This window comes from Jujubicoccus corallicola (genome assembly GCF_047345645.1).
GTDB lineage: Bacteria > Pseudomonadota > Alphaproteobacteria > Rhodobacterales > Rhodobacteraceae > JBLEFH01.
This window is the reverse complement of sequence record NZ_JBLEFH010000008.1, coordinates 94,650-117,313: the sequence shown is the minus strand read 5'-3', so window position 1 is coordinate 117,313 and position 22,664 is coordinate 94,650. Positions and strand designations below refer to the sequence as shown.

The following is a 22,664-nucleotide window of genomic DNA, read 5'->3' as shown; positions in this document are numbered from 1 at the left end:
AAGGGCCGCGCTCTAAGGAGAGGTCATGACACCCGCCGCCAGATACCGCACCGCCATGGAGTGCCTCGACGCCATCCTCGCCGGGGCGCCCGCCGAGCGCGTGTTAACCAATTGGGCCCGCGCCAGCCGCTTCGCCGGATCGAAAGACCGCGCGGCGGTGCGCGACATCGTGTTCTCGGCCCTGCGCCAGAAACGCTCGCTTGCGTGGCGGGCGGGCGAGATGAGCGGGCGCGGTCTGGTGATCGGTCTTTTGGATCAAGAGGATAACGGGTTTGACCTGCTCGATGGCAGCGCCTACGGCGCGCCGCCTTTGACCGCGGAAGAGCGGGCGCGGATGCGACGTTTGGAGGACGCGCCGCGGGCGGTTCGCCTCGATATCCCCGATTTTCTGGAACCGGTTTTGGAGCGGTCTTTGGGGCCGGATCTGGAGCCGGTGTTAACCGCGTTAAAGCAGCGCGCGCCGACGGATTTGCGGGTGAACCTGTCGCGCGGGTCTCGCGAAGCGGCGCAGGCGGTGTTGGCGGCGGACGGGGTTAACAGCGAGGCGCTAGATCTTGCGCCAACCGCCTTGCGCGTGACCGAAGGCGCGCGGCGCGTGGCGCAAAGCGCGGCCTATCGCGAAGGGTTAATAGAGCTGCAGGATCTCTCCTCGCAATTGGTGGCCCATCATGCGGCGGCGCATGGCGGCACGCGGATCCTCGATTTTTGCGCCGGGGGTGGCGGGAAAACGCTGGCGCTGGCGGATTTGACCGGGCAGCGCATCTACGCCCACGACAAACTTGGCCAGCGGATGAAGGACTTACCGGAGCGCGCGGCAAGGGCGCAGGCAGCGGTGACGATGCTGGATGCGCCGGAGACGGAGGCACCATTTGATCACGTTTTGGCCGACGCGCCCTGTTCCGGGAGTGGCGCCTGGCGGCGGCAAGCCGATGCGAAATGGCGGTTAACGGAAGCGGATCTGGATGGGCTTCTGGCGGCGCAACGCGAGGTGATGGACGCGGCGGCGGCGTTGGTCGCGCCCGGCGGCGCGTTAGTTTACGCGACCTGCTCGCTGCTTGCGCCCGAAAATGAGGATCAAACGCAGGATTTTCTTGAGCGGCATAAAAATTTTATTTTGGTAAATGAGCAGCATTTCCGCCCGCCCGCCGAGGGTGACGGATTTTACGTCGCGTCATTTCGCCATAATTAACTATGGCTTAAGGTCTTCCATGTGAGCCTTCCCGAGTCTTTCTGGAGGTTTCGTGGCGGCGCATCTGGTCTTTCCCTTCTACGCAATCGGCGCTTTTTGCGTGATCCTGGCGGGCGCAAGCGCCACAATGCTGCCCATGATCTGGGCAATTTTGGTGATTCTCAGCGCCGCTTTTCTGGCGCTGCTTCTGATATGGCTGGGCCCGAGGCTGATCTTTGACCGCCTTGCCGCCTTCAGCCACCGCCCTGTTGTGCTGACCGATCTCGACGGCGTTATTTTGCGACAAAACCGCCTGTTTAGCGAGGCTTACGGCGATCTGCGCGGGCAAGCGCTCGGCGGGCCTTTCGGTGCGAGCGAGGAGGTCCGCGCGCTCGCTTACCGCGCCTCAGTGCGCGCCGAAAAAGGCGAGGTGCAGTCAATCCGCACCGATGAGCGGGTCGAATTCAGCGTGCAGAAGCTATCTAAGGACCGTCTTTTCTGGTGGATTATCAGTGATCTATCGGTCCCCCAAGTCGAGGGTGCGGCCTTTGCGTTAATGAACGCGGAGGGGGAAGCGCTGGTGCTTGGCAAAGCGTTGCCTGAAGAGACGCGGCGCGCGATGACCTGCGGTGACGCGCCGCCCGAAAACGGGGATCTCGCGCGCCATGAAATTGCGGGCAGTGACCTGACGCTTTTGTTGCCGCGATCGGCGGTGCAGGACCTACGCGGGCGGCTTCTGGATGATGTGCCTGCCTCCTCAGTATTGATGGATTCCAAGGGGTTCATCGTCGGGTTTAACAAAGCCGCCGAGAAACTGATGGGCCCGCAACTCGAGGTGGGCACGCCCTTTGCTGGCCTGACCGAAGGGGTGGTTCACAGTTTTGAGCAACGCCTCGCGGACACGCTCGAGTCGCGTTATCTCGGCCGCGCCGAAGTGGTTAAGTATCGCCGCGACGGCGAGGATCTGTTCCTGCAACTCGCGCTCGGGCGGACCTGTATTGATGGCGATTGCTACGTCATTGCGGTGCTTGAGGACACGACAGACCTCAAAAAGCTTGAGGCGCAGTTTGTTCAGAGCCAGAAAATGCAGGCTGTGGGGCAACTTGCAGGTGGCGTCGCGCATGATTTCAACAACCTGCTGACGGCCATTAACGGTCATTGCGATTTGCTCTTGATGCGCACCGATCTGCACGACCCGGCCCATGCGGATCTCATGCAGATCCGCCACAACTCGAATCGCGCTGCGGCGCTGGTGCGCCAGCTTCTGGCGTTCTCGCGAAAACAGACGCTGCGTCCGCAAATCATTGATATGCATGATCTTCTGGCGGATCTCTTCCACCTGCTCGACCGGCTGATTTCCGATCCGGTGACGCTGCATCTCGACATGCCTGATGATTTGAATTCGGTCCGTGCGGATGCGCGTCAGCTCGAGCAAGTGATTATGAATCTTGTAGTTAACGCCCGCGACGCTATGCCGAATGGCGGACAGATCGCGATCACGCCGCGCAATCTGACGCTGAAGGCTGATGTCGAGCGTGACAAGGTGATCGTGCCGCGCGGCGATTACGTTGTGATTGACGTGACGGATCAAGGGGTTGGCATCGCCGAAGACAATCGCCGCAAGATCTTCGATCCGTTTTTTACCACGAAAGAAGCGGGCGCCGGGACGGGCCTTGGGCTGTCCACCGTTTACGGCATTATTAAGCAAACAGGCGGATTTATTTTCCTCGAAAGCGAGGTTGGGAAAGGCAGCACCTTCTCTGTGTTTCTGCCCGTAGCGGCCCATGAGGTGGACGCCGAGGCGCCGAAAGTTAAGAAGCCCGCTGCCGTTCCGGGCCGCGGGCGAATCCTCTTGGCAGAGGACGAGGTGCCCGTGCGGATGTTCGCATCGCGGGCGCTCTCCATGCGCGGATTTGACGTGACCGAGGCGTCGAGTGGGATTGAAGCCCTTGAATCAATTGAGACATTGGGGCCGCCGGATCTTATCATTTCAGATGTGTTAATGCCGGGCATGGATGGCCCAGCGTGGGTTTCGCAGGCGATTGAGGCGGGCGTGAAATGCCCAGTGATTTTCATGTCCGGCTTCTCGGACGACATGCTCGCGGAATCGGACACCCCCATCTGCGATTATGAGTTTTTAGGTAAACCCTTCTCGCTCGATGATCTGATGGATGTTGTGAGTTATAAACTGCAACAAGAGGAAGATCAGGCGAGTGAATCCAAGATCGAATACTCTGGCGCGAAGTAATCCTTGAGTCGCTGCCGCAGCTCTGGCGGGAGCCTTTGCGGGCCAATATCCGGGGAGACATTGGTTTTTGGAAACTGGATGTCTTTACCAAGCCGTAGCGACAGGAACGCGGCGACGTCCTTCATGCGATCATAGCGGAAAAGGTGATCCGGGCCGATGGTGCGGGTGGTTGATTTCAGAAACTCCTTAGGGCGACCGATCGGACGTAAAGTCTCGTCATTACGGGACAAATAGCGTTCGGCGAAGGTCTCGAAGGTCATGTCTGAAGTGCTGTTCGGGTGGCCGTTTAACTCCGGTCGCGCGCGGTAACGGTGCCAACTTTCGAGCCAGTCAATGGGATCGCGGAGGATCGCGAAACTCTCGAAAGGGCCGTCTGTTAACCTTTCCAGAAACGGCAAAACGACCTTCTCATACCGCCGATAGCGCATATGCTTAATATTTGGCGCTTTCGACAGAATAACTTCGCAGTGCGGCGCAAATGCCGCCTCGACGGCGCTTGATCCCGCCTTCGTCATCGCCAAAAAAACCAGTTTATGGGACAGCGATGCGAGCATTTTTCCTCCGTTTTAATCCGTTCTAAAGAAACTCTCGGTCATATGGAATCACAAAAACCTTGAAATGTTCTCGTTTTGGGTTCATTTAGGAACAAGAGCAGAACATCGGCATATTGCCGCGAGAAGAAGGATGTGAAATAAGCAATGACTGATATGTTTGCAGAGAGGCTTCCGGGCAAGATGGATAAGCAAAAAGCGCTGGAATCGGCACTGGGTCAGATTGAACGGAATTTTGGTAAAGGCTCGATCATGCGGCTGGGACAGGACAGCCCGGTGATTGAAGTCGCGTCCATTCCGACGGGCTCGTTAGGCCTTGATATTGCGCTCGGAATTGGCGGGATCCCCCGCGGCCGGGTGGTTGAGATTTACGGTCCGGAAAGCTCCGGGAAAACGACGCTCACGCTGCATATGGTGGCGGAAGAGCAGAAAAAAGGTGGCATCGCGGCCTTCGTTGATGCGGAACATGCGCTGGATCCGGGCTATGCCAAGAAGCTTGGTGTTAACCTTGACGATCTGCTGATTTCACAGCCGGATACGGGTGAGCAAGCCCTTGAAATTACAGACACGCTAGTGCGCTCCGGCGCGGTGTCGCTGGTTGTTGTCGACTCGGTTGCCGCTCTGACGCCGAAATCGGAGATTGAGGGCGATATGGGCGATGCGCAGGTTGGCGCGCAGGCCCGTCTGATGAGCCAGGCGATGCGTAAGCTGACGGCGTCGATCAGCCGGTCTAACTGCACCGTGATTTTCATTAACCAGATTCGCATGAAGATCGGCGTCATGTTTGGCTCGCCGGAGACGACGACGGGCGGTAATGCGCTGAAATTCTATTCTTCGGTGCGTCTCGATATTCGCCGGATCTCGTCGATCAAGGATCGGGACGAGGTGATCGGCAACCAGACCCGCGTGAAAGTGGTGAAGAACAAGATGGCGCCGCCGTTCCGCGAGGCGGAATTCGATATCATTTATGGTGAAGGCATCTCCAAAGTGGGTGAGCTGGTCGATATGGGCGTTGCCAAGGGGATGCTCTCGAAATCGGGCAGCTGGTACAGCTATGGCGATGAGCGGATCGGGCAGGGGCGCGAAAATGCGAAGCGCTACATGAAGGAAAACCCTGATATCGCCCGTGAAGTTGAAAGCAAGTTGCGCGAAGTCGCGGGCTTGAAAGCACTCGATGCTGCGCCATCTGATGCGGTGCTCGACGACTGATCGCGCTTGGCCCGCCGCACATTGACGGCGGGCCGGACACAGCGCTAGACAGGCTCGATAGCATGTCGCGGAGAGTTTATGCCTAGCCTGAATGATATTCGTCGCTCATTTCTTAACCATTTTGAGAAAGAGGGACATGAAGTTGTCCCGAGCGCCCCGCTGGTTCCGCGCAACGATCCCAGCCTGATGTTCATCAATGCGGGGATGGTGCCGTTCAAGAATGTCTTTACCGGCGTGGAAACGCGCGACTATTCCACAGCGACGAGCAGCCAGAAATGTGTTCGTGCCGGCGGTAAGCATAATGATCTCGACAATGTTGGTTACACCGCGCGGCACCACACATTTTTTGAAATGCTTGGGAATTTTTCCTTTGGGGATTATTTCAAGGAGCGGGCGATCCCCCTGGCTTGGGATTTGATCACCGGCGAATTTGGTCTGCCCAAGGAGAAGCTGCTCGTCACCATTTACCACGATGATGATGAGGCGGCGGATCTTTGGAAGAAGGTCGCGGGTCTGCCTGATGACCGGATTATTCGCATCGCGACCTCGGACAATTTCTGGTCGATGGGCGCGACGGGACCTTGCGGGCCTTGCTCCGAAATTTTTTACGATCATGGTGAACATATTTGGGGCGGTCCTCCGGGAAGTCCGGAAGAGGATGGGGACCGGTTCATCGAGATCTGGAATCTCGTTTTCATGCAGTATGATCAGCAGGAAGATGGCAGCCGCGTGAATCTGCCGCGCCCGTCGATTGATACCGGCATGGGTTTGGAACGTGTCGGTGCGGTGCTTCAGGGGAAACACGACAATTACGACACGGATCTGATGCGCGCGCTGATCGAGGCTTCGGCTCATGCGACGAATGTCGACCCGGATGGCGCGAAAAATGTGCATCATCGGGTGATTGCAGACCATTTGCGGTCGACCTCTTTCCTGATCGCCGATGGTGTTTTGCCCTCCAATGAAGGCCGCGGCTATGTGCTGCGCCGCATCATGCGTCGTGCAATGCGTCACGCGCATCTTCTCGGCGCGCAGGATCCCGTGATGTATCGTCTTGTTCCGGCCTTGGTGCAGCAGATGGGGCAGGCGTTCCCGGAACTTGGTCAGGCACAGCCGCTGATTGAGGAAACGTTAAAGCTCGAAGAAACGCGTTTTAAAACAACGCTGGATCGTGGTTTACGACTCCTTGATGACGAGTTGGCAAAGCTGCCCGAGGGCGCGACCCTGCCGGGCAATGTCGCTTTTAAGCTTTATGATACCTATGGTTTCCCGCTGGATTTAACGCAGGATGCGCTCCGCGAGAAACAGCGTGAGGTCGACATTGCCGGTTTTGACGACGCGATGACCGAGCAGAAAACCAAGGCGCGCGCCGCTTGGGCGGGGTCCGGCGATGCTGCGGATGAGGCGATTTGGTTTGATATTGCGGATGAGAGCGGCGCGACCGAATTTCTTGGTTACGACAGCGAGGCCAGCGATGCGCATATCCGCGCGATCGTGAAAGATGGCGCGAAGGTTAATGAGGCGCAGGCGGGCGATCAGGTGATCATCGTGGCCAACCAGACGCCGTTTTACGGTGAAGCGGGTGGTCAGGTTGGCGATACTGGCGCGATTATCGGCGCGAAGGGTCGCGCGGAAGTCACTGATGTCAAACGCAAAGCCGGCGTGTTTTTGCACATGGCGACCGTCACCGAAGGCATACTCTCTAATGGCGAAGCGGCGCATTTCGCCGTGGATTCGGCGCGGCGCAATCAGATTCGCGCGAACCATTCGGCAACACATTTGCTGCATGAGGCACTTCGCGGCACGCTTGGCGATCATATTGCGCAGCGCGGCTCGCTGGTGGCGCCAGATCGTCTGCGCTTCGATTTTTCGCATAGTAAACGGGTTGAGCCCGCGCAGATGCGGGAGATTGAGACGGCGGTGAATGCGAAAATCCGTCAAAATGGCGCGGTTGAGACCCGTGTCATGACGCCGGATGAGGCCAAAGAGCTTGGTGCGCGAGCATTGTTTGGCGAGAAATATGGCGATGAGGTGCGCGTCGTGTCGATGGGAACCGCGCCCGAAACCGGTTTGGGACCGAAGGGCGACACCTATTCGCTGGAACTTTGCGGCGGGACGCATGTCACGCGCCTCGGCGAAATTGGGCAAATGGTGATCGTTGGTGAGGAGGCGTCGTCCAGCGGGGTGCGCCGAATCGAGGCGCTGAGCGGCGATGCGGCGGCGCAATATCTTAACGCGCGTGTGGCGCTGCTTGATGATGTCTCGGCCGCGCTGAAAACGCGGCCGGAAGAAGCGGCGGACCGAGTGACGGCGCTGCTTTCCGAGCGGCAGGCGCTGCAGAATGAGGTTGCGGAGTTGCGCAAGAAGGTCGCGCTCGGCGGTGATCGAGGGCAGGCAAGCGGCGAAAAAATCGGTGATTACAATGCGATCCTGCAACATCTTGAAGGCGTGTCAGCCAAGGATTTGCGCGGGCTCATTGATGAGCAGAAAAAGCGGATCGGGTCTGGCGTTGTCGTGCTGATCGCCGACGCGGGCGGAAAGGCGGCCGTGGCGGCGGGTGTGACCGAGGATTTGACAGACGCTGTATCGGCCGTCGATTTGGTTAAGGCCGCGGTGGAAGCCATGGGCGGGAAGGGTGGCGGTGGTCGTCCGGATATGGCTCAGGGCGGTGCGCCGGATGCGTCCAAAGCGCAGGAGGGTTTGGACGCGGTGCGCGTTCAGCTTTCTTCTTAACCTTTGAAAACGCGGCCTTCGGGTCGCGTTTTTTATGTTCGGATCGCGTCGATCAGGCGGGCGACATTTTCCGGGTCCGCTTCGGGCGTGATCCCGTGGCCAAGGTTAAGGATATGCGGGCCGCCTGACAGTGCATCCCGGATCTCGCGGGCGGTGCGGGTGAGCGCGTCGCCGCCTTTGACCATCAGCAGCGGGTCGAGATTGCCTTGGACGCAGAGATGCGGTTGGAGATTTTCGGCGGCCCATTTGGGGCAGACATTGGTGTCGAGACCCATGCCTTGTACGCCCGATTCCTTCGCAAATTTCAAATAGTTACCACCGGCGCCGCGCGGGAAACCAATCACGGGCACATCGGGGAATTCGGCCCGGAGCGCGGCTGTGATTGTCTTTGCAGGCGCTAGCGCATAGCGGTCGAAAAGCCCGCCGGGCAGGCTTCCGGCCCAGCTGTCGAAAATCTTGACCACTTCGGCACCGGCCAGAATTTGCTGGCGAAGATAGTGAATCGTGGCCTCGGTGACACGATTCATCAGGCGATCAAACGCGGCTTGATCACGGTAAATCATCGCGCGGGCAGGGGCCTGATCCTTTGTGCCGCGGCCTGCGATCATATAGGTCGCGACGGTCCAGGGCGCGCCGGCGAAGCCGATGAGGGGCGTTTCTTTCGGCAGTTCCTGACGCAGGATTTTAACCGTTTCATAGATGGGCGAGAGCGTCGCGTCGATCTCATCGACCGGGCGGAGCGCATCGACGCCTTTGCTATCGGTGATGGTCGACAGGCGCGGGCCTTCCCCCGGTTCAAACCAAAGATCGAGGCCAAGCGCTTGAGGAACCAGAAGAATATCCGCGAATAGAATGGCTGCGTCGAGCTCGAAACGGCGGATCGGTTGCAACGTCACTTCGGCGGCGAGCTCGGGCGTATAGCATAAATCGAGAAATCCACCCGCTTTGGCCCGCGTCGCACGATATTCCGGCAGATAGCGCCCGGCCTGACGCATTAACCAAATCGGCGGCGTTGGAAGCGTTTCACCATTCAAAGCGCGCAGCAGCAGTTTTGTCATAACGGGTCCTTCGGATCGGGCCTTTGCAATTTTCCGCGCGCCACCCTAAGAGACGGAGGCGCAATTGGAAACGCCTGATCGCCCGAAAGGTCCCGAAGATATGACGGTTTTTGACGCTCCCGTAAAAATTGGCACGCGCGGCTCGCCTTTGGCGCTGGCGCAGGCTTACGAGACGCGCGGAAGGTTAATGGAGGCGCATGGCCTGCCCGAAGAGGCGTTTGAGGTGGTGGTCATCAAAACCTCGGGCGACCGGATCCAAGATCGGGCGTTGCGGGAGGTTGGCGGCAAGGGTCTGTTTACCAAGGAAATCGAGGAAGCGTTGCTCTCGGGCGGGATCGATATTGCGGTGCATTCGATGAAGGATATGCCGACGGTGCTGCCCGATGGCCTCGCGCTGACCTGCTATCTGCCGCGCGAGGATGTGCGGGATGCGCTTGTGAGCTTTTCCGTGCAAGCCATTGATGAGTTGGCGGAACATGCGGTGGTCGGGACGTCGAGTTTGCGTCGGCGTGCGCAGCTTTTGCACAAAAGGCCGGATCTGGAGGTCGTTGAATTTCGCGGCAATGTGCAGACGCGGATGCAGAAATTGCGCGATGGCGTCGCGGAGGCGACCTTTCTCGCGACCGCCGGATTGCATCGTCTTGGGATGGCGGACACCGTGGGGGTGCCGATCCCGGTGGAGGACATGCTGCCCGCCGTGGCGCAAGGCGCGATCGGGATTGAGCAGCGCGAAACCGATCAGCGGATCGCGGATATACTGGCGCCGATTAACCATGAGCCGACGGAAATCCAGCTTCGTGCCGAACGGGCTTTTCTGGCGGGGCTCGATGGGAGTTGCAACACGCCGATTGGCGGTTTCGCGGAGCTGAACGGTGGCGAGATTTGGCTTCGCGGCGAGATTATTGCGCCTGATGGATCGGCTCAGCATGCGGGCGAACGCCGCGGTGCAGAGGCTGATGCCGCCGAATTGGGCGCCGATTTGGCCGCAGAGTTAAAGAAAAAGGGCGGAACCGGCTTCTTTTCGCTCATCTGAATAGCGTATCGAAACTTTACGTATTTTGGGCTTTCACTCGGGGGCGCGGCGTTTAACCTTAAGGTGGACTTAGGAGGGATAGATGGCGTTAAGGTTATTGGTGGTGGGGGCTGTGCTGTCCGCATCACATGTTCAGGCAGCTGTATTGCCTTTGGATTTCAGTGGGTTGAAGAACCCTTTTAAGAAAAAAGTGTCGCAGGACGAATTCCTCGTATCGGACCTTCAGCATATCGGATTTGCGCCCGAGGAAGGGCTCCATATGGATTTTGCGATTGGTCCCTGGACCGGCCGCACCGCGTTCGAGAAGCGCGATGGCGCGACGTTTACCGCGAATTCGATTGATATCGACTCTCTCGGGAATGGCTTTCTGATCGAGAGTTTTGTCTTTGATCCCGAGACCTTCGAGGGCGAGACGATCATCGAAGAGGCGATTTGGGATGATGGCCGGTTCACGGGCTATCGCGACGGGCAGAAGGTTGCTGAGGTCTATACGCGTTTTGCGACGGTGGATCAGGCCTATACCTATCGTTTCCCCGATGCGTTTCAGCAGATTGACCGGCTGGAAATTAGCCTGTCGCTGGACGGTTTCCCGGAGTTGAGCGACGATCAGACGCTTCTTCAGGAGGACCACCACGCGCGGTTTACCAATTTCGTCTATGACGAAGTGATCGCCCCGGTGCCGCTTCCGGGCGGCGCGTTTCTGATGGGGTTGGGGCTTGTGGGTCTTGGCGCGATGGCGCGGCGGAGAGCGGCTTAACGGTTAAGCAGCGAGGAGCGAAGGAGCACCTTTTCTCCGTTCAAAACCAACAGCTTCCGCGCCACTTTATGAGCGCAATGAAAAACGGCCCCGTTTGGGGCCGTTTCGCGTTTGAAAGCAAAGGTTTGCGGGTTAGCCTGCAAGTGCCTTGTTGAGGTTCTCGTCGATTTTGTCGAGGAAGCCCGTGGTGGTGAGCCATTTCTGGTCCGGGCCGACGAGCAGGGCGAGGTCTTTGGTCATGTCGCCTGATTCCACGGTGTCCACGACGACCTTTTCCAGCGTGTTCGCGAAATTCATCAGCGCGTCGTTGTTGTCGAGTTTCGCGCGATGCTTCAGGCCGCCCGTCCAAGCGTAGATCGACGCGATGGAGTTGGTCGAGGTCTGCTCGCCCTTCTGGTGCTGGCGATAGTGGCGAGTCACGGTGCCGTGGGCCGCTTCGGACTCGACGGTTTTGCCATCGGGGGTCATCAGAACCGAGGTCATCAGGCCGAGCGAGCCGAAGCCCTGGGCCACGGTGTCGGACTGCACGTCGCCATCATAGTTCTTACAGGCCCAGACGAAACCGCCGCTCCATTTCATCGCCGAGGCGACCATGTCGTCGATCAGGCGGTGCTCATAGGTGATCCCCGCATCTTCGAATTTCTGCGCGAATTCCGCGTCGAAAATCTCCTGGAAGATGTCCTTGAAGCGGCCATCATAGACTTTGAGGATGGTGTTCTTGGTCGAGAGATACACCGGCCAGCCCTTCATGAGACCGTAGTTGAAGGACGCGCGGGCGAAATCCTTGATCGACTCGTCAAGATTATACATGCCCATATAGATGCCGGCGCTCGGAGCCTGATAGACTTCCTCTTCCATCACCGTGCCATCTTCGCCGACGAATTTCAGCGAGAGCGTGCCCTTGCCGGGGAATTTCATGTCGGTCGCGCGATACTGGTCGCCGAACGCGTGACGGCCGATGACGATCGGCTGAGTCCAGCCCGGAACGAGGCGCGGGACGTTTTTGCAGATGATCGGCTCACGGAACACCACACCGCCAAGGATGTTGCGGATGGTGCCGTTCGGCGAGCGCCACATTTTCTTCAGGCCAAACTCTTCGACGCGCGCTTCATCGGGGGTGATGGTTGCACATTTCACGCCAACGCCATGTTCTTTAATGGCATTTGCCGCGTCGATGGTGATCTGGTCATCGGTGCGGTCGCGCTCTTCGATGCCGAGATCGTAATATTTCAGGTCCACATCGAGATAGGGAAGGATCAGCTTTTGCTTGATGAAATCCCAGATGATGCGGGTCATCTCGTCGCCGTCGAGTTCGACGACCGGGTTTTCGACCTTAATTTTGCTCATGAGTTTCCCTTTCTCTCGGGTTGGATTCGAATTGCGCCTTGCTTAGCGCATCACGGGCACAAAGAAAAGGGTATGCCGTTGTATGCCTTGCCCGCCGCGCAAGAGGTCGCTAGAGGGTGCGCATGGCTGGAACAGATCATGACAAAGCAGCGGATTGGGCGGGGCAGGTTCCCGCAATGATCCTCGTGCGCCCGCAAATGGGCGAGAATATCGGCGCGGCGGCGCGGGCGATGTGGAATTTCGGGATCGACCGGATGCGGCTTGTCGCGCCGCGCGACGGTTGGCCCAATGAAAAAGCGGTGGCGATGGCGTCGGGCGCGGGCCGGGTGCTCGATCAGGTGATGCTGAGGGACACGGTGGAAGAGGCGACGGCGGATCTCAATTTCGTCTTTGCGACCACGGCGCGGCCGCGGGATCTGGTCAAGGATTGCTATACTCCCGAGGAGGCGATGGCCGAGGCGCGGGCGCGCATGGCGCAGGGCCAGAAGGTCGGCGTGATGTTCGGCCCGGAGCGGGCGGGCCTTGAAAACAGCGATATTGTGCGGGCCGATGCGATCATCACGGTGCCGGTGAACCCGGCCTTTGCATCGCTCAATCTCGCGCAATGTGTGCTGCTCGTGGCCTATGAATGGATGCGCCAGCAGGGCGCGCCGGAGCGGGAGTTTCCCGAGCGGGCCGAGGGTCAGGTCATTCATGCGCTGACCGATCACCTGGAGGAGGCGCTTGACCGGGCGCATTTCTTCTGGCCCGAGGATAAGCGCCCGTCGATGATCGCCAATTTGCGCAATATGATCTCGCGGATGCCGCTGACGGATGGCGATGTGCGCATCTGGCACGGCATGATCCGGGCGCTGACGCGGCGTCAGGAGAAATAGGGCGCAGTCATCGGGCGTTAAGAGATCTGTGTTCCTCTTGCCGCTCGCGGGCCTGCGGTTTAGATCAAGCCCAAGCTGAACGAGGACGCCATGGCCAAGAACCGCAAGATTTTCGAGGACGTTGCCACCGAGACCCGCGAGGCACCCAAAGCGGTGCCGCAGCGGCGGGATGAGACCAAGGCGAAGAACCGCCACCAGATCGCGATTTGGCTGATGAGCCTTTTCGTGCTGGTCGCCGCGATGATCGTGGTCGGTGGGCTGACGCGGCTGTCGGATGCGGGGCTGTCGATCACGGAGTGGAAGCCGGTCACCGGGGCCATTCCGCCGATGAGCGCCGCCGATTGGGACAGCGAGTTCGCGCTTTATCAGCAGATCCCGCAATTTTCCGAAATGAACCCCAATATGACCTTGGCGGAGTTCAAGACGATTTACTGGTGGGAATGGGGGCATCGCTTCCTTGGGCGGATCGTTGGCCTCGTCTGGGGTGTGGGGTTCCTTTATTTCCTGCTCGCCAAGAAAATCCCGACGGGGTGGACAGGGCGCCTTCTGTCCCTCGGCATTCTGGGCGGGCTTCAGGGCGTGATCGGCTGGTGGATGGTGTCCTCCGGCCTTGCGGGCAGCGAGCGCGTCAGCGTGGCCTCGACCCGGCTGGCGACCCATCTGGGCCTCGCTTTCCTCATCATGAGCCTGATTATCTGGTGGGTGCTGCGCCTTGGCCGCAGTGAGGCGCAGCTCATCCAGGCGCGGCGCGACCGGGACAAGGGGCTTTGGGGCGGCGCCACGGGCCTGCTGCATCTGGCGGCGTTCCAGATCATCCTCGGCGCGCTTGTCGCGGGGATCGACGCGGGACGCAACTATACGGACTGGCCGATGATGGGCGGGACTTTCGTGCCTTATAATTTCTGGGACCCGGCGCTTGGCTGGCAGAACCTGATCGAGAACCCGGCGCCGGTGCAGTTCTTCCACCGGATGGTCGGCTATCTGCTGGTCATCCTCGGCGCGTTCATGTGGTGGAAAGCGCGCAAGGCACCGATTGCGGCGATGCGCTCGGCCTTCGCGCTGGTGGCGATCATGATGCTTTTCCAGGTGGCCTTGGGGATCGTGACGCTGCTCTATGCCGCGCCGCTGAACCTGGCGATCCTGCACCAGACCGGGGCGATCCTGCTGATCGTGCTGATCCTGAATGCGCGTTTCACCGCAGGCTATCCGCCCGCACAATCGATCCGGGGGTAAGCCATGGACAAGCAAGAGATTCAGGCGCTGATGCGCGAAGTGTTCCCGCAGATCGGGGAGGGGTGGGAGATCACCCATCAGGATGACGAGAAGCTGACCCTGCGCCTCGCGGTCAGCGACTCGCATCTGCGGCCGGGGGGGACGGTTTCCGGGCCGACCATGTTCGCGCTGGCGGACCTCGCGATGTATTTCGCGATCCTGAGCAAGATCGGGCCGAAGCTGCTGTCGGTTACGACGGGGCTCAACATCAATTTCATGCGCAAACCTACGGGGCCTGCGATTTACGGCGATGCGCGGATTTTGAAAATGGGCAAGAGCCTCGCCGTGGGGGATGTCACGATCTACAATGAGGGCGAGGACGCGCCCGTGGCCCATGCTCAGGTGACCTATTCCATCCCGAAAGACTGAGATGGGATGGGGTATTTTAATACCAAAATTATAAAGCACTGAATTTGCTCATATAATTTCGGTTCATGCGTGTTGATTGCGCCAAAGAACCCCCATATAACCGCGCAATCTGAATTTCCGACCCATCAAGGGAAACACGTCATGAAAACCTATTCCGCCAAACCGGCAGATATCGAAAAAGAATGGGTGCTGATCGACGCGGAAGGCATCGTTCTGGGGCGTCTGGCCTCGATCATCGCGATGCGTCTGCGCGGCAAGCACAAAGCGACCTTCACCCCGCATATGGACATGGGCGACAACGTCATTGTCATCAATGCGGACAAGGTGCAGCTCACGGGCAAGAAACGCTCGGACAAGGTCTATTACTGGCACACCGGCCATCCGGGCGGCATCAAGCAGCGCACCGCTGGCCAGCTTCTCGAAGGCGAGCACCCGGAGCGCGTGGTGATGAAAGCCGTTCAGCGTATGCTGCCGGGCGGTCCGCTGTCGAAAAAGCAAATGACCAATCTTCGCGTTTTCGCGGGTGCCGAGCACGCGCATGAAGCGCAGAACCCCACCGTTCTCGACATCGCGTCGAAGAACAAGAAGAACACCCGGAGCGCATAATGGCTGAAGACATCAAATCGCTTGACGGCCTGAAAGACGCCGTGAACGAAAATGCCGCTGCAAATGGTGCAGAGGTTGAAAGCAACGAATACCGTGCGCCGACCGAGCCTGTCCGCGACGAGCTGGGCCGCTCCTATGCGACCGGCAAGCGTAAAGACGCCGTGGCCCGCGTGTGGGTCAAGCCGGGCAAGGGCAATGTGACCGTGAACGGCAAGGAGATGGACAAGTATTTCGCGCGTCCCGTGCTCCAGATGCTGATCGGTCAGGCCTTCTCGGTCGCCGGTGTGGAAGGCGAGTTTGACGTGATGGCCACCGTGAAAGGTGGCGGTCTGTCGGGTCAGGCTGGCGCTGTGAAGCACGGCATTTCCAAGGCTCTGTCGCTTTACGACCCGCAGCTGCGTCCGGCGCTGAAAGCTGCTGGCTTCCTGACCCGCGACAGCCGCGTCGTCGAGCGGAAGAAATACGGCCGCGCGAAAGCCCGCCGCAGCTTCCAGTTCTCGAAGCGTTAATATTATTTACCAGAAAATTAAAAACCGCCCGTCACGGGCGGTTTTTTTAATTGTATCTCCCGTGTGAACCCGCCAATTTATATAAAATTTGGCTTGGAAAACACATGGATGCAGTGAAGAACCGTCTGAAAGGCACGCGTTTTGACCGCCTCTTTCGACGTGTTCTCAATGCCTTCGGGCTGAATGTGTATGTCCCGGCGACACCCGCACGGCTGACCAGCGAGATTTACAACGACGCCCCGCAGATCACCCGCTATCTCTTCATCGGGGGCCTTCATCGCAGCGGCACCACGCTGATCGAGCATTATATTCACGCCCATTATGATGTCGCCTGTCTGCGCGCGACTGTGCCGGAAAGTGAAGGCCAGCATCTGCAATCGGTGTTTCCGACGGGGGAGCGCTTTGGCGGGGCGGGGGAATTTGCGTTTGATCCGCGGGCGCAGTTTGCCTTGCCCGACGACCCGGAGACCGTGCGCTCCGAGATTATGGCGGAGTGGTCGCAGTTCATCGTCGGCGACAGCGATTTGCTGGTGGAGAAGAGCCCGCCCAATCTCGTGCGCATCCCCTGGCTGCGCCATGTGTTTCCCGGCTGCCAGATCCTGATCGTGACCCGCGATCCGCGCGCCGTGGCGGGGGCGACGATGAAATGGAACGCGGCGGGCCGGGAACGGCTGCTGCATCACTGGGACGCCGCCTACAGCATCACCAAGCGCGATCTGGGGCCGGATTGCTATGTGATCCGCTATGAGGATTTTTGCGAGGATCCGCGCGGCGCGATCGAGGCGAGCGGGCTTGGCGCGGTGCTCGGGCCGCCCAAGCTGAAAGCCATCGATCCGCGCTTTGCCGAGATCCGCAATTCCAACGCCCGCTACCTGCCGCAGCATGGGCGGCGACGTTATGGTCACGGTGTTTGGGAATCCTTCGGTTACAAGTTCTGACAATGGACAATCCCCGCGGCGGGCGTTATCCGAAACGATATGAACACAACGAAAACCATCGCTATTCTCGGGGCCAGTGGCTACACCGGTGCCGAGCTCGTTCGCCTGATTGCCGGGCATCCGCAGATGCAGATTGGGGCGCTGACCGCGGATCGCCGGGCGGGCGCAAAAATGGGCGCGGTGTTCCCGCATCTGGCGCATCTCGATCTGCCGGTGCTGCAGCGGATCGAGGATGTGGATTTCTCCGGTATCGATTTGGTTTTCTGCGCCTTGCCCCATGCGACCACGCAGGAGGTGGTGTCGGAGTTGCCGCGTGATCTGAAGATCGTCGACCTCTCGGCGGATTTCCGGCTGCGGGATCTGGCGGCTTACGAGGAATGGTATGGCCGCCCGCACAGCGCGCCCGAGTTGCAGGAGGAGGCGGTCTACGGCCTCACCGAGCATTATCGGGATGATATTCGCGGGGCGCGGCTGGTCGCGGGCACAGGCTGCAACGCGGCGACCGGCAATCTGGCGATGCTGCCGCTGTTGAAGGCCGGCGTGGTGGACCCCGATGAGATCATCATTTCTCTCGCAACCGGTGTGTCCGGGGCCGGGCGCTCGCCCAAAGAGGCGATGCTCCATGCGGAGATTTCCGAGGGCTACGGGCCTTACGGCTTGAACGGTCACCGGCATCTGGCGGAATTTGAACAGGAAATGTCGAAAGCGGCGGGCCGACAGGTCGTGCCGACCTTCATTCCCCATCTTTTGCCGCAAAACCGGGGGATTATGGCGTCGATCTATCTCAAGGGCGATGCGAAGAAAATCCACGAAACCCTTGATCTCGAATATAAAACCGAGCCTTTCATGGATGTGCTGCCGCTTGGCGACGCGCCGCATACGCGCCATGTGCGCGGCTCGCATCTCTGCCGGATCGGGGTGGTCGCGGATCGCCGGGAAGGCCGGGCGATCGTGTTCTCGACCCTCGACAACCTGGTGAAAGGCGCGTCCGGGCAGGCGCTTCACAACGCAAATCTTATGCTTGGTCTGGAGGAGACGGCGGGTCTGACCGCTGCACCGATGTTCCCATGACGACACCCACACCGCCGCGCCGTATCGGCCTCAACTGGGGCCAGACCTTCGATGTCGCGAAACGCGCCATTGCCGGATTCGCGCGCCATGATGGCGGCGCACTGGCGGGCTATATCGCTTATTCGGTGCTGCTCGCCTTCTTCCCCTTCCTGATTTTTGCGTTCAAAATCACAGGGATATTGCTCGGTCCTTATGGAGCGACCGACATGCTCTCCGCGCTCTTTGAATATGCGCCGGAGCATATCGCGCTGACGCTGGAGCCGGTGGTGAGCGAGGTGCTGGACCAACGGACCGACGGTTTGCTAACCATCTCCTTCCTGATGACGATGTTTGTGGCCTCTAACGCGGTGGAGGCCTTCCGCACCGCCTTTGATCGCGCCTATGGCTTCCCCGAGCAAAAGGGCATGATCCGCGGCCGCCTGACCTCGATGGGCTTCGTTCTGGGCGGCGCACTGGTTGCGGCGATGCTCTCGCTGATCATCATCCTGGGCCCGCTTATCATTCGCCAAATCAACACGATGAGCCACTCCATCGGCTTCGATGTTCCGTTGGGAATCAACGCGCTACGCTATTTTGTTGGAGGGGTTCTCTTCGCGGGCTTTCTGATGGCGATGCACCGCTTGCTCCCCAAACATGACCTCAAAATCACCTTCCTCTGGCGCGGCGTTTTCGTCTCCGTGCTGCTCTGGGTGATCGCGGCGACGCTGTTCTCGGTTTATCTCAGCTATGCGCCGAGCTACACGCTGACCTATGGCTCCATCGCTGGCGTGATCGTGACGCTGCTCTTCTTTTACATCACCGGCGCGATTATTATTTTCGGGGCAGAGGTAAATGCCGCGATTCACGGGTATGAACGGCGGCAGGCTCTGGAGGAGCTTGATGAGGAATAGCAAGAAAGCCCGCATCCGCATCGCGGTGATCGCCGCGAGCGTGCTGCTCGCTGCGAGCGCGCTGATCGGCTACGGGCTTCGCGCCAATATCAACCTCTATCTGACCCCCTCCGAAGCGCTCGCGCAGGCCCCTGAAGGCCGATTTCAGCTTGGCGGAATGGTTGAAGATGGCAGCCTAAAGCGCGGAGAAACCGTGACATTTCTGGTCTCGGACGGCGCCGCGAGCATCCCCGTGCGTTATCGCGGGATCCTGCCCGATCTCTTCACCGAGGGGCAGGGCATGGTAGGCAAGGGCGCGCTGGAGCAGGGGGTGTTCGTGGCCTCCGAAATCCTCGCCAAGCATGATGAAAGCTATATGCCGCGCGAGCTTGAGAACGCCCTTCAGGCGACTGCACAATAAATCTTAACCAATTTCGGCGATATCTGTGCTCGGGCGGTGCGAGCAGGGGTGTTTATGAAAACAGTCAACGACATCGCGCGGGAGATCATTCGGCGCGAAGGCGGCTATGTGAATGATCCGGATGATCCCGGCGGCGCCACGAATTTCGGCGTGACGATCCATACCATGCGGCGGCTTGGCCTCGATCTCGACGGAAATGGCCGGATCGACGCGGCGGATGTGCGGCGTCTGACGGCGGATCAGGCCGAAGAGATCTTTGTGAAGGACTACTTCCAAAAGCCCGGAATCGAAGGCCTTCCCGCGCCGATCCAGGTCAGCGTGTTCGACATGTATGTGAATGCGGGCGGCCATGCGGTGAAGATCCTGCAACGTCTGCTGGCGCAGTTTGGCGAGCCGGTGAAGGTAGACGGCGCGATCGGTCCCGAAACGCTCGGCGCGGCGGCGCGTGTGATGGAGAAGGCGCCCGACCATTTCGTCGATTCCTATGGGATCGCGCGGCGCAATTATTACTACAAACTGGCCGATGCGCGGGCGGCGAGTCGCAAATATGCGCGCCGCCGCGATGGCGGGAAGGGCGGTTGGATCACGCGGGCGGAAGAGTTCATCGCCAAGCGGTTTCATTTTTCGCTGAGTGATCACAAAGCGCGGGTGTCGGCATGGGCGTGATGGGGAAAATCATGGGGTTTGGCAATCTGCTCGGCGGCGCAAAGGACGTGGCCGAAGTGTTCATCCCGAACCGCACCGCCGAGGCCGCGAATGCGCATCACGCCTATATGGCATCGCTCGGGCAATATGCGGCGGAGTTTGGTCATGCGCGCGGCGGGTTCGACCGTTTTATCAATGGTCTCAATCGCTTGCCGCGTCCTCTTTTGGCGCTCGGGACAATGGGGCTGTTCGTCTATGCGATGGCGGAACCGATTGGGTTTACGGAGCGGATGAAGGGGCTCGCCTATGTGCCGGACGCGCTTTGGTGGCTTCTTGGCGCGATTGTGAGCTTTTATTTCGGCGCGCGGGAGCTGCATCACGCGCGTGGTCAGCGGCCAAGTGTGACCGTGCCGCTGCCGGTGGATACGGTGAACACAGCGCCGGAACGTGAAGTGCCAAACGCGCCAAAATCCGTGAAGCCGCAGCCTGTTAAGGCCATATCTTCACAAGCGCGCCGCCCGGCGGACCCGGATTGGAACGCCGCGCTCGAAGAGTGGCGCGCGATGCGCCGCTAGGGCGCGCGGGAGCAATTGCCCTTTGTCGCCGCCTCTGTCAAAAGAGGCGGTGATGACAGCAGAAATCGGACATTTTGCGCTGATCCTCGCCTTCGCATTTGCCCTTGCGCAGGCGGTTTTGGCCTTTGCCGGCGCGCAGCGCGGCTGGCGCGGTGTGATGGAGGTCGGGCGCATCGCGGCGCTGGCGCAACTGGCGTTGGTGCTGATCGCCTTCGCGGCGTTAACCAAGGCCTTCGTGACCTCGGATTTCTCCGTCAAACTGGTGGCCGACAACTCCCACACGGACAAACCGCTGATCTATAAAATCACTGGGGTCTGGGGCAATCACGAAGGCTCGCTGCTCCTTTGGGTGCTGATTTTGGCGGCATTCGGCGCGGCAGTGGCCTTGCGCGGATCGGCGCTCCCGCGGCGGCTGCGGGCGAATGTGCTGGCGGTGCAGGGGAGCATCGGCGTCGCCTTCATGGCCTTTATGCTCTTCACATCTAACCCTTTTTTGCGCCTCGCCCGCCCGCCACTCGAAGGCGCGGACCTCAACCCGCTCCTGCAGGATCCGGGCCTCGCGATCCACCCGCCCTTCCTCTATCTCGGCTATGTCGGCTTCTCGGTCGCCTTTTCCTTCGCCATGGCGGCGCTGATCGAGGGGCGCGTCGATTCCGCCTGGGCCCGCTGGGTGCGGCCATGGACGCTGGCGGCGTGGATTTTCCTGACCATCGGCATCACGCTCGGCAGTTGGTGGGCTTATTATGAGCTCGGTTGGGGCGGCTTCTGGTTCTGGGATCCGGTCGAAAACGCCTCTTTGATGCCGTGGTTAACCGGGACCGCGCTGCTTCATTCCGCCCTCGTGGTGGAACGCCGCGAGACGCTGAAAGTCTGGACCATTCTGCTCGCCATCATCGCTTTCGGCTTTTCACTGATCGGCACATTTCTTGTGCGCTCGGGCATCATCACCTCGGTCCATGCCTTCGCGGTGGACCCGGAGCGCGGGCTGGCGCTCCTCGGCATTTTCGCCGTGTTCATGGGCGCGGCCTTTACCTTGTTTGCGCTCCGGGCCAGCAGCCTACGCCAAGGCGCGCCCTTTGCCCCGGTCAGCCGGGAAGGGGCCTTGCTCATCAATAACTTGCTTCTGATCACGGCCTGTCTTGTCGTCTTCATGGGCACGCTCTGGCCGCTGATTATCGAGATCGGTTTTGGCGGACGGGTCTCCGTCGGCGCGCCATTCTTTAACCAATCCGTGACGCCGATTTTTGCGATGCTTCTGCTCGTCCTGCCGATTGGCGCGCTGCTCCCATGGCGGCGCGGGCGGTTCGCGCGCCTGCCGCAGACCGTGCTGTATGCGGCCGGTCTCGCCATCGCCATCGGGGCGCTCGCCTTCGCGATCCGCTCGGGCCGCAGCGCGATTGGCCCGCTCGGCGCGGCGTTCGGCCTCTGGGTCACGCTCGGCGCACTGGTCGATCTTGGCGAAAAAGCGCGCTGGAATCTGGGGCGACTCACCCGTATCCGCGCCGCCGATTGGGGCAGGGTTCTGGCGCATGGCGGCCTCGGGATTTTCGCTATCGGCGCGGTGATGGTCACAACTTGGGCGCGCGAAGATGTGGCGGCGCTCGGGCCGCGCGGCACGCTGGAAATTGGCGGCTACACGCTGACGCTGGTCGACATCACCAATGCGAATGGTCCGAATTACCAAGGGCTTGACGGCGATGTGCAGGTCAGTCGCGGCGGTGCGGAGATCGCCCGTCTGGTCCCCGAAAAACGCTTCTATCCGGGCGCCGGGATGCCGACCACCGAGGCCGCGATCCGCTCGACCATTAAGGAAGATCTCTACCTCGCGCTCGGCGACCGGCAGGACGATGGCCGCTGGGTGCTGCGCGCCTATATCAAACCGCTGGCGCTCTGGCTTTGGATCGGCGGCGCGCTGATGGCGCTCGGCGGGATGCTCTCGCTGAGCGACCGGCGTCGGCGCAAGGGGGAGGTGGTCCGATGATCCGCGTGCTGCTTATTTTGCTCTGGGCCGGGGCCGCAATCGCTGCGAACCCCGACGAGCAACTCGCTGATCCTGTTCAGGAATCCCGCGCCGTGGCGCTCGGCCAGGAACTGCGCTGCTTGCAATGTGCGGGTGAGACCATCGAGGGCTCTAACGCCGATTTCGCCCGCGACATGCGGCTCTTTGTACGCGAGCAAATCTCGATGGGCCTCACCGACAACGAGATTCGCGATCAGGCCAAAGCCCGGTTCGGGGAAGATATTCTGATGCGCCCCGAAAAATCCGGCCTCAACTGGATCCTGTGGGCCAGCGGGCCGGTGATTCTGCTGATCGGCGGGATTTTCGTGTGGTTAACCATGCGCGCGGCCAATCGGAGTGACGCGGGATAAATCTTGCGCCCGCGCCGCGTTCCGCCGCATCGTCGGCGCA

General features: G+C 60.1%; 22 protein-coding genes. 19 read left to right on the top strand and 3 right to left on the bottom strand.

Annotation, left to right across the window (positions count from 1 at the left end; genetic code table 11):
- Positions 1-25 precede the first annotated feature (25 nt).
- Complete coding sequence (locus tag ACMA5I_RS12635) at positions 26-1,189, top strand: RsmB/NOP family class I SAM-dependent RNA methyltransferase (protein ID WP_525886641.1); 1,164 nt, start codon at positions 26-28, stop codon at positions 1,187-1,189.
- 52 nt (positions 1,190-1,241) lie between these two features.
- Complete coding sequence (locus ACMA5I_RS12630) at positions 1,242-3,416, top strand: hybrid sensor histidine kinase/response regulator (RefSeq protein ID WP_525886640.1); 2,175 nt, start codon at positions 1,242-1,244, stop codon at positions 3,414-3,416.
- Here ACMA5I_RS12630 and ACMA5I_RS12625 read toward each other — a convergent pair.
- Positions 3,374-3,931, bottom strand: coding sequence for a gamma-glutamyl kinase (locus ACMA5I_RS12625; RefSeq protein ID WP_525886639.1), 558 nt, complete (start codon positions 3,929-3,931; stop codon positions 3,374-3,376). The two genes, ACMA5I_RS12630 and ACMA5I_RS12625, sit on opposite strands and share 43 nt — an antisense overlap.
- Positions 3,932-4,114: 183 nt before the next feature.
- On the opposite strand from ACMA5I_RS12625, the gene recA reads away from it, so the two are divergent.
- Positions 4,115-5,176 (top strand): recombinase RecA, encoded by a 1,062-nt coding sequence (gene recA, locus ACMA5I_RS12620; protein WP_525886638.1) that lies wholly within the window; start codon positions 4,115-4,117, stop codon positions 5,174-5,176.
- 78 nt (positions 5,177-5,254) lie between these two features.
- On the top strand, positions 5,255-7,909 hold the full coding sequence (gene alaS, locus ACMA5I_RS12615) for an alanine--tRNA ligase (protein ID WP_525886637.1): 2,655 nt from the start codon (positions 5,255-5,257) through the stop codon (positions 7,907-7,909).
- A 32-nt stretch (positions 7,910-7,941) separates the two neighbouring features.
- On the opposite strand, the gene hemE is transcribed toward alaS, so the two are convergent.
- Entirely contained in the window at positions 7,942-8,967 is a 1,026-nt protein-coding gene (gene hemE / locus ACMA5I_RS12610; protein ID WP_525886636.1) for a uroporphyrinogen decarboxylase, read from the bottom strand.
- A gap of 100 nt (positions 8,968-9,067) precedes the next feature.
- Between hemE and hemC the strand changes: the two genes are divergently transcribed.
- Both hemC and ACMA5I_RS12600 read left to right on the top strand, forming a co-directional pair.
- Entirely contained in the window at positions 9,068-10,000 is a 933-nt protein-coding gene (gene hemC, locus ACMA5I_RS12605) for a hydroxymethylbilane synthase (RefSeq protein ID WP_525886635.1), read from the top strand.
- 190 nt (positions 10,001-10,190) lie between these two features.
- Entirely contained in the window at positions 10,191-10,757 is a 567-nt protein-coding gene (locus ACMA5I_RS12600) for a hypothetical protein (RefSeq protein ID WP_525886634.1), read from the top strand.
- A gap of 132 nt (positions 10,758-10,889) precedes the next feature.
- On the opposite strand, the gene ACMA5I_RS12595 is transcribed toward ACMA5I_RS12600, so the two are convergent.
- On the bottom strand, positions 10,890-12,104 hold the full coding sequence (locus ACMA5I_RS12595) for an NADP-dependent isocitrate dehydrogenase (protein WP_525886633.1): 1,215 nt from the start codon (positions 12,102-12,104) through the stop codon (positions 10,890-10,892).
- 122 nt (positions 12,105-12,226) lie between these two features.
- Between ACMA5I_RS12595 and ACMA5I_RS12590 the strand changes: the two genes are divergently transcribed.
- The 13 genes from ACMA5I_RS12590 to ACMA5I_RS12530 all read left to right on the top strand — a co-directional run bounded on the left by ACMA5I_RS12590 (position 12,227) and on the right by ACMA5I_RS12530 (position 22,624).
- Positions 12,227-12,979, top strand: coding sequence for an RNA methyltransferase (locus tag ACMA5I_RS12590; RefSeq protein WP_525886632.1), 753 nt, complete (start codon positions 12,227-12,229; stop codon positions 12,977-12,979).
- A gap of 90 nt (positions 12,980-13,069) precedes the next feature.
- Positions 13,070-14,212, top strand: a complete 1,143-nt coding sequence (ctaA, locus tag ACMA5I_RS12585; protein ID WP_525886631.1) for a heme A synthase — start codon at positions 13,070-13,072, stop codon at positions 14,210-14,212.
- A 3-nt stretch (positions 14,213-14,215) separates the two neighbouring features.
- Positions 14,216-14,620 carry a PaaI family thioesterase gene (locus tag ACMA5I_RS12580; protein WP_525886630.1) on the top strand — a complete coding sequence of 135 codons (405 nt, stop codon included), beginning with the start codon at positions 14,216-14,218 and terminating at the stop codon, positions 14,618-14,620.
- A gap of 141 nt (positions 14,621-14,761) precedes the next feature.
- Positions 14,762-15,226 (top strand): 50S ribosomal protein L13, encoded by a 465-nt coding sequence (gene rplM, locus ACMA5I_RS12575; protein WP_525886629.1) that lies wholly within the window; start codon positions 14,762-14,764, stop codon positions 15,224-15,226.
- A complete protein-coding gene (gene rpsI, locus ACMA5I_RS12570; RefSeq protein ID WP_525886628.1) occupies positions 15,226-15,735 on the top strand; it encodes a 30S ribosomal protein S9 in 510 nt (169 codons plus the stop codon). The genes rplM and rpsI overlap by 1 nt, the downstream gene beginning before the upstream one ends.
- A gap of 104 nt (positions 15,736-15,839) precedes the next feature.
- The gene (locus ACMA5I_RS12565; RefSeq protein WP_525886627.1) at positions 15,840-16,673 is read left to right on the top strand and encodes a sulfotransferase; all 834 of its coding nucleotides are present in this window, start codon (positions 15,840-15,842) and stop codon (positions 16,671-16,673) included.
- Between the two features lie 39 nt (positions 16,674-16,712).
- Complete coding sequence (gene argC / locus ACMA5I_RS12560) at positions 16,713-17,744, top strand: N-acetyl-gamma-glutamyl-phosphate reductase (protein WP_525886626.1); 1,032 nt, start codon at positions 16,713-16,715, stop codon at positions 17,742-17,744.
- Positions 17,741-18,634, top strand: coding sequence for a YhjD/YihY/BrkB family envelope integrity protein (locus ACMA5I_RS12555; RefSeq protein ID WP_525886625.1), 894 nt, complete (start codon positions 17,741-17,743; stop codon positions 18,632-18,634). The genes argC and ACMA5I_RS12555 overlap by 4 nt, the downstream gene beginning before the upstream one ends.
- Entirely contained in the window at positions 18,624-19,034 is a 411-nt protein-coding gene (gene ccmE, locus ACMA5I_RS12550) for a cytochrome c maturation protein CcmE (protein ID WP_525886624.1), read from the top strand. Before ACMA5I_RS12555 ends, ccmE begins: the two co-directional genes overlap by 11 nt.
- Before the next feature lie 54 nt (positions 19,035-19,088).
- On the top strand, positions 19,089-19,700 hold the full coding sequence (locus ACMA5I_RS12545) for a holin-associated N-acetylmuramidase (protein WP_525886623.1): 612 nt from the start codon (positions 19,089-19,091) through the stop codon (positions 19,698-19,700).
- Entirely contained in the window at positions 19,691-20,254 is a 564-nt protein-coding gene (locus tag ACMA5I_RS12540) for a 3TM-type holin (protein WP_525886622.1), read from the top strand. The genes ACMA5I_RS12545 and ACMA5I_RS12540 overlap by 10 nt, the downstream gene beginning before the upstream one ends.
- A 52-nt stretch (positions 20,255-20,306) precedes the next feature.
- Complete coding sequence (locus ACMA5I_RS12535) at positions 20,307-22,235, top strand: heme lyase CcmF/NrfE family subunit (RefSeq protein ID WP_525886621.1); 1,929 nt, start codon at positions 20,307-20,309, stop codon at positions 22,233-22,235.
- Positions 22,232-22,624, top strand: coding sequence for a cytochrome c-type biogenesis protein (locus ACMA5I_RS12530; protein ID WP_525886620.1), 393 nt, complete (start codon positions 22,232-22,234; stop codon positions 22,622-22,624). The genes ACMA5I_RS12535 and ACMA5I_RS12530 overlap by 4 nt, the downstream gene beginning before the upstream one ends.
- The last annotated feature ends 40 nt before the right edge of the window (positions 22,625-22,664 follow it).

What these genes read in the sequence shown, in the direction of transcription:
- ACMA5I_RS12635 (WP_525886641.1), top strand. Translation starts at nt 26, where the DNA reads ATGACACCCGCCGCCAGATACCGCACCGCCATGGAGTGCCTCGACGCC.
- ACMA5I_RS12625 (WP_525886639.1), bottom strand. Translation starts at nt 3,931, where the DNA reads ATGACGAAGGCGGGATCAAGCGCCGTCGAGGCGGCATTTGCGCCGCAC.
- recA (WP_525886638.1), top strand. Translation starts at nt 4,115, where the DNA reads ATGACTGATATGTTTGCAGAGAGGCTTCCGGGCAAGATGGATAAGCAA.
- alaS (WP_525886637.1), top strand. Translation starts at nt 5,255, where the DNA reads ATGCCTAGCCTGAATGATATTCGTCGCTCATTTCTTAACCATTTTGAG.
- hemE (WP_525886636.1), bottom strand. Translation starts at nt 8,967, where the DNA reads ATGACAAAACTGCTGCTGCGCGCTTTGAATGGTGAAACGCTTCCAACG.
- hemC (WP_525886635.1), top strand. Translation starts at nt 9,068, where the DNA reads ATGACGGTTTTTGACGCTCCCGTAAAAATTGGCACGCGCGGCTCGCCT.
- ACMA5I_RS12595 (WP_525886633.1), bottom strand. Translation starts at nt 12,104, where the DNA reads ATGAGCAAAATTAAGGTCGAAAACCCGGTCGTCGAACTCGACGGCGAC.
- ACMA5I_RS12590 (WP_525886632.1), top strand. Translation starts at nt 12,227, where the DNA reads ATGGCTGGAACAGATCATGACAAAGCAGCGGATTGGGCGGGGCAGGTT.
- ctaA (WP_525886631.1), top strand. Translation starts at nt 13,070, where the DNA reads ATGGCCAAGAACCGCAAGATTTTCGAGGACGTTGCCACCGAGACCCGC.
- ACMA5I_RS12580 (WP_525886630.1), top strand. Translation starts at nt 14,216, where the DNA reads ATGGACAAGCAAGAGATTCAGGCGCTGATGCGCGAAGTGTTCCCGCAG.
- rplM (WP_525886629.1), top strand. Translation starts at nt 14,762, where the DNA reads ATGAAAACCTATTCCGCCAAACCGGCAGATATCGAAAAAGAATGGGTG.
- rpsI (WP_525886628.1), top strand. Translation starts at nt 15,226, where the DNA reads ATGGCTGAAGACATCAAATCGCTTGACGGCCTGAAAGACGCCGTGAAC.
- ACMA5I_RS12565 (WP_525886627.1), top strand. Translation starts at nt 15,840, where the DNA reads ATGGATGCAGTGAAGAACCGTCTGAAAGGCACGCGTTTTGACCGCCTC.
- argC (WP_525886626.1), top strand. Translation starts at nt 16,713, where the DNA reads ATGAACACAACGAAAACCATCGCTATTCTCGGGGCCAGTGGCTACACC.
- ACMA5I_RS12555 (WP_525886625.1), top strand. Translation starts at nt 17,741, where the DNA reads ATGACGACACCCACACCGCCGCGCCGTATCGGCCTCAACTGGGGCCAG.
- ccmE (WP_525886624.1), top strand. Translation starts at nt 18,624, where the DNA reads ATGAGGAATAGCAAGAAAGCCCGCATCCGCATCGCGGTGATCGCCGCG.
- ACMA5I_RS12545 (WP_525886623.1), top strand. Translation starts at nt 19,089, where the DNA reads ATGAAAACAGTCAACGACATCGCGCGGGAGATCATTCGGCGCGAAGGC.
- ACMA5I_RS12540 (WP_525886622.1), top strand. Translation starts at nt 19,691, where the DNA reads ATGGGCGTGATGGGGAAAATCATGGGGTTTGGCAATCTGCTCGGCGGC.
- ACMA5I_RS12535 (WP_525886621.1), top strand. Translation starts at nt 20,307, where the DNA reads ATGACAGCAGAAATCGGACATTTTGCGCTGATCCTCGCCTTCGCATTT.
- ACMA5I_RS12530 (WP_525886620.1), top strand. Translation starts at nt 22,232, where the DNA reads ATGATCCGCGTGCTGCTTATTTTGCTCTGGGCCGGGGCCGCAATCGCT.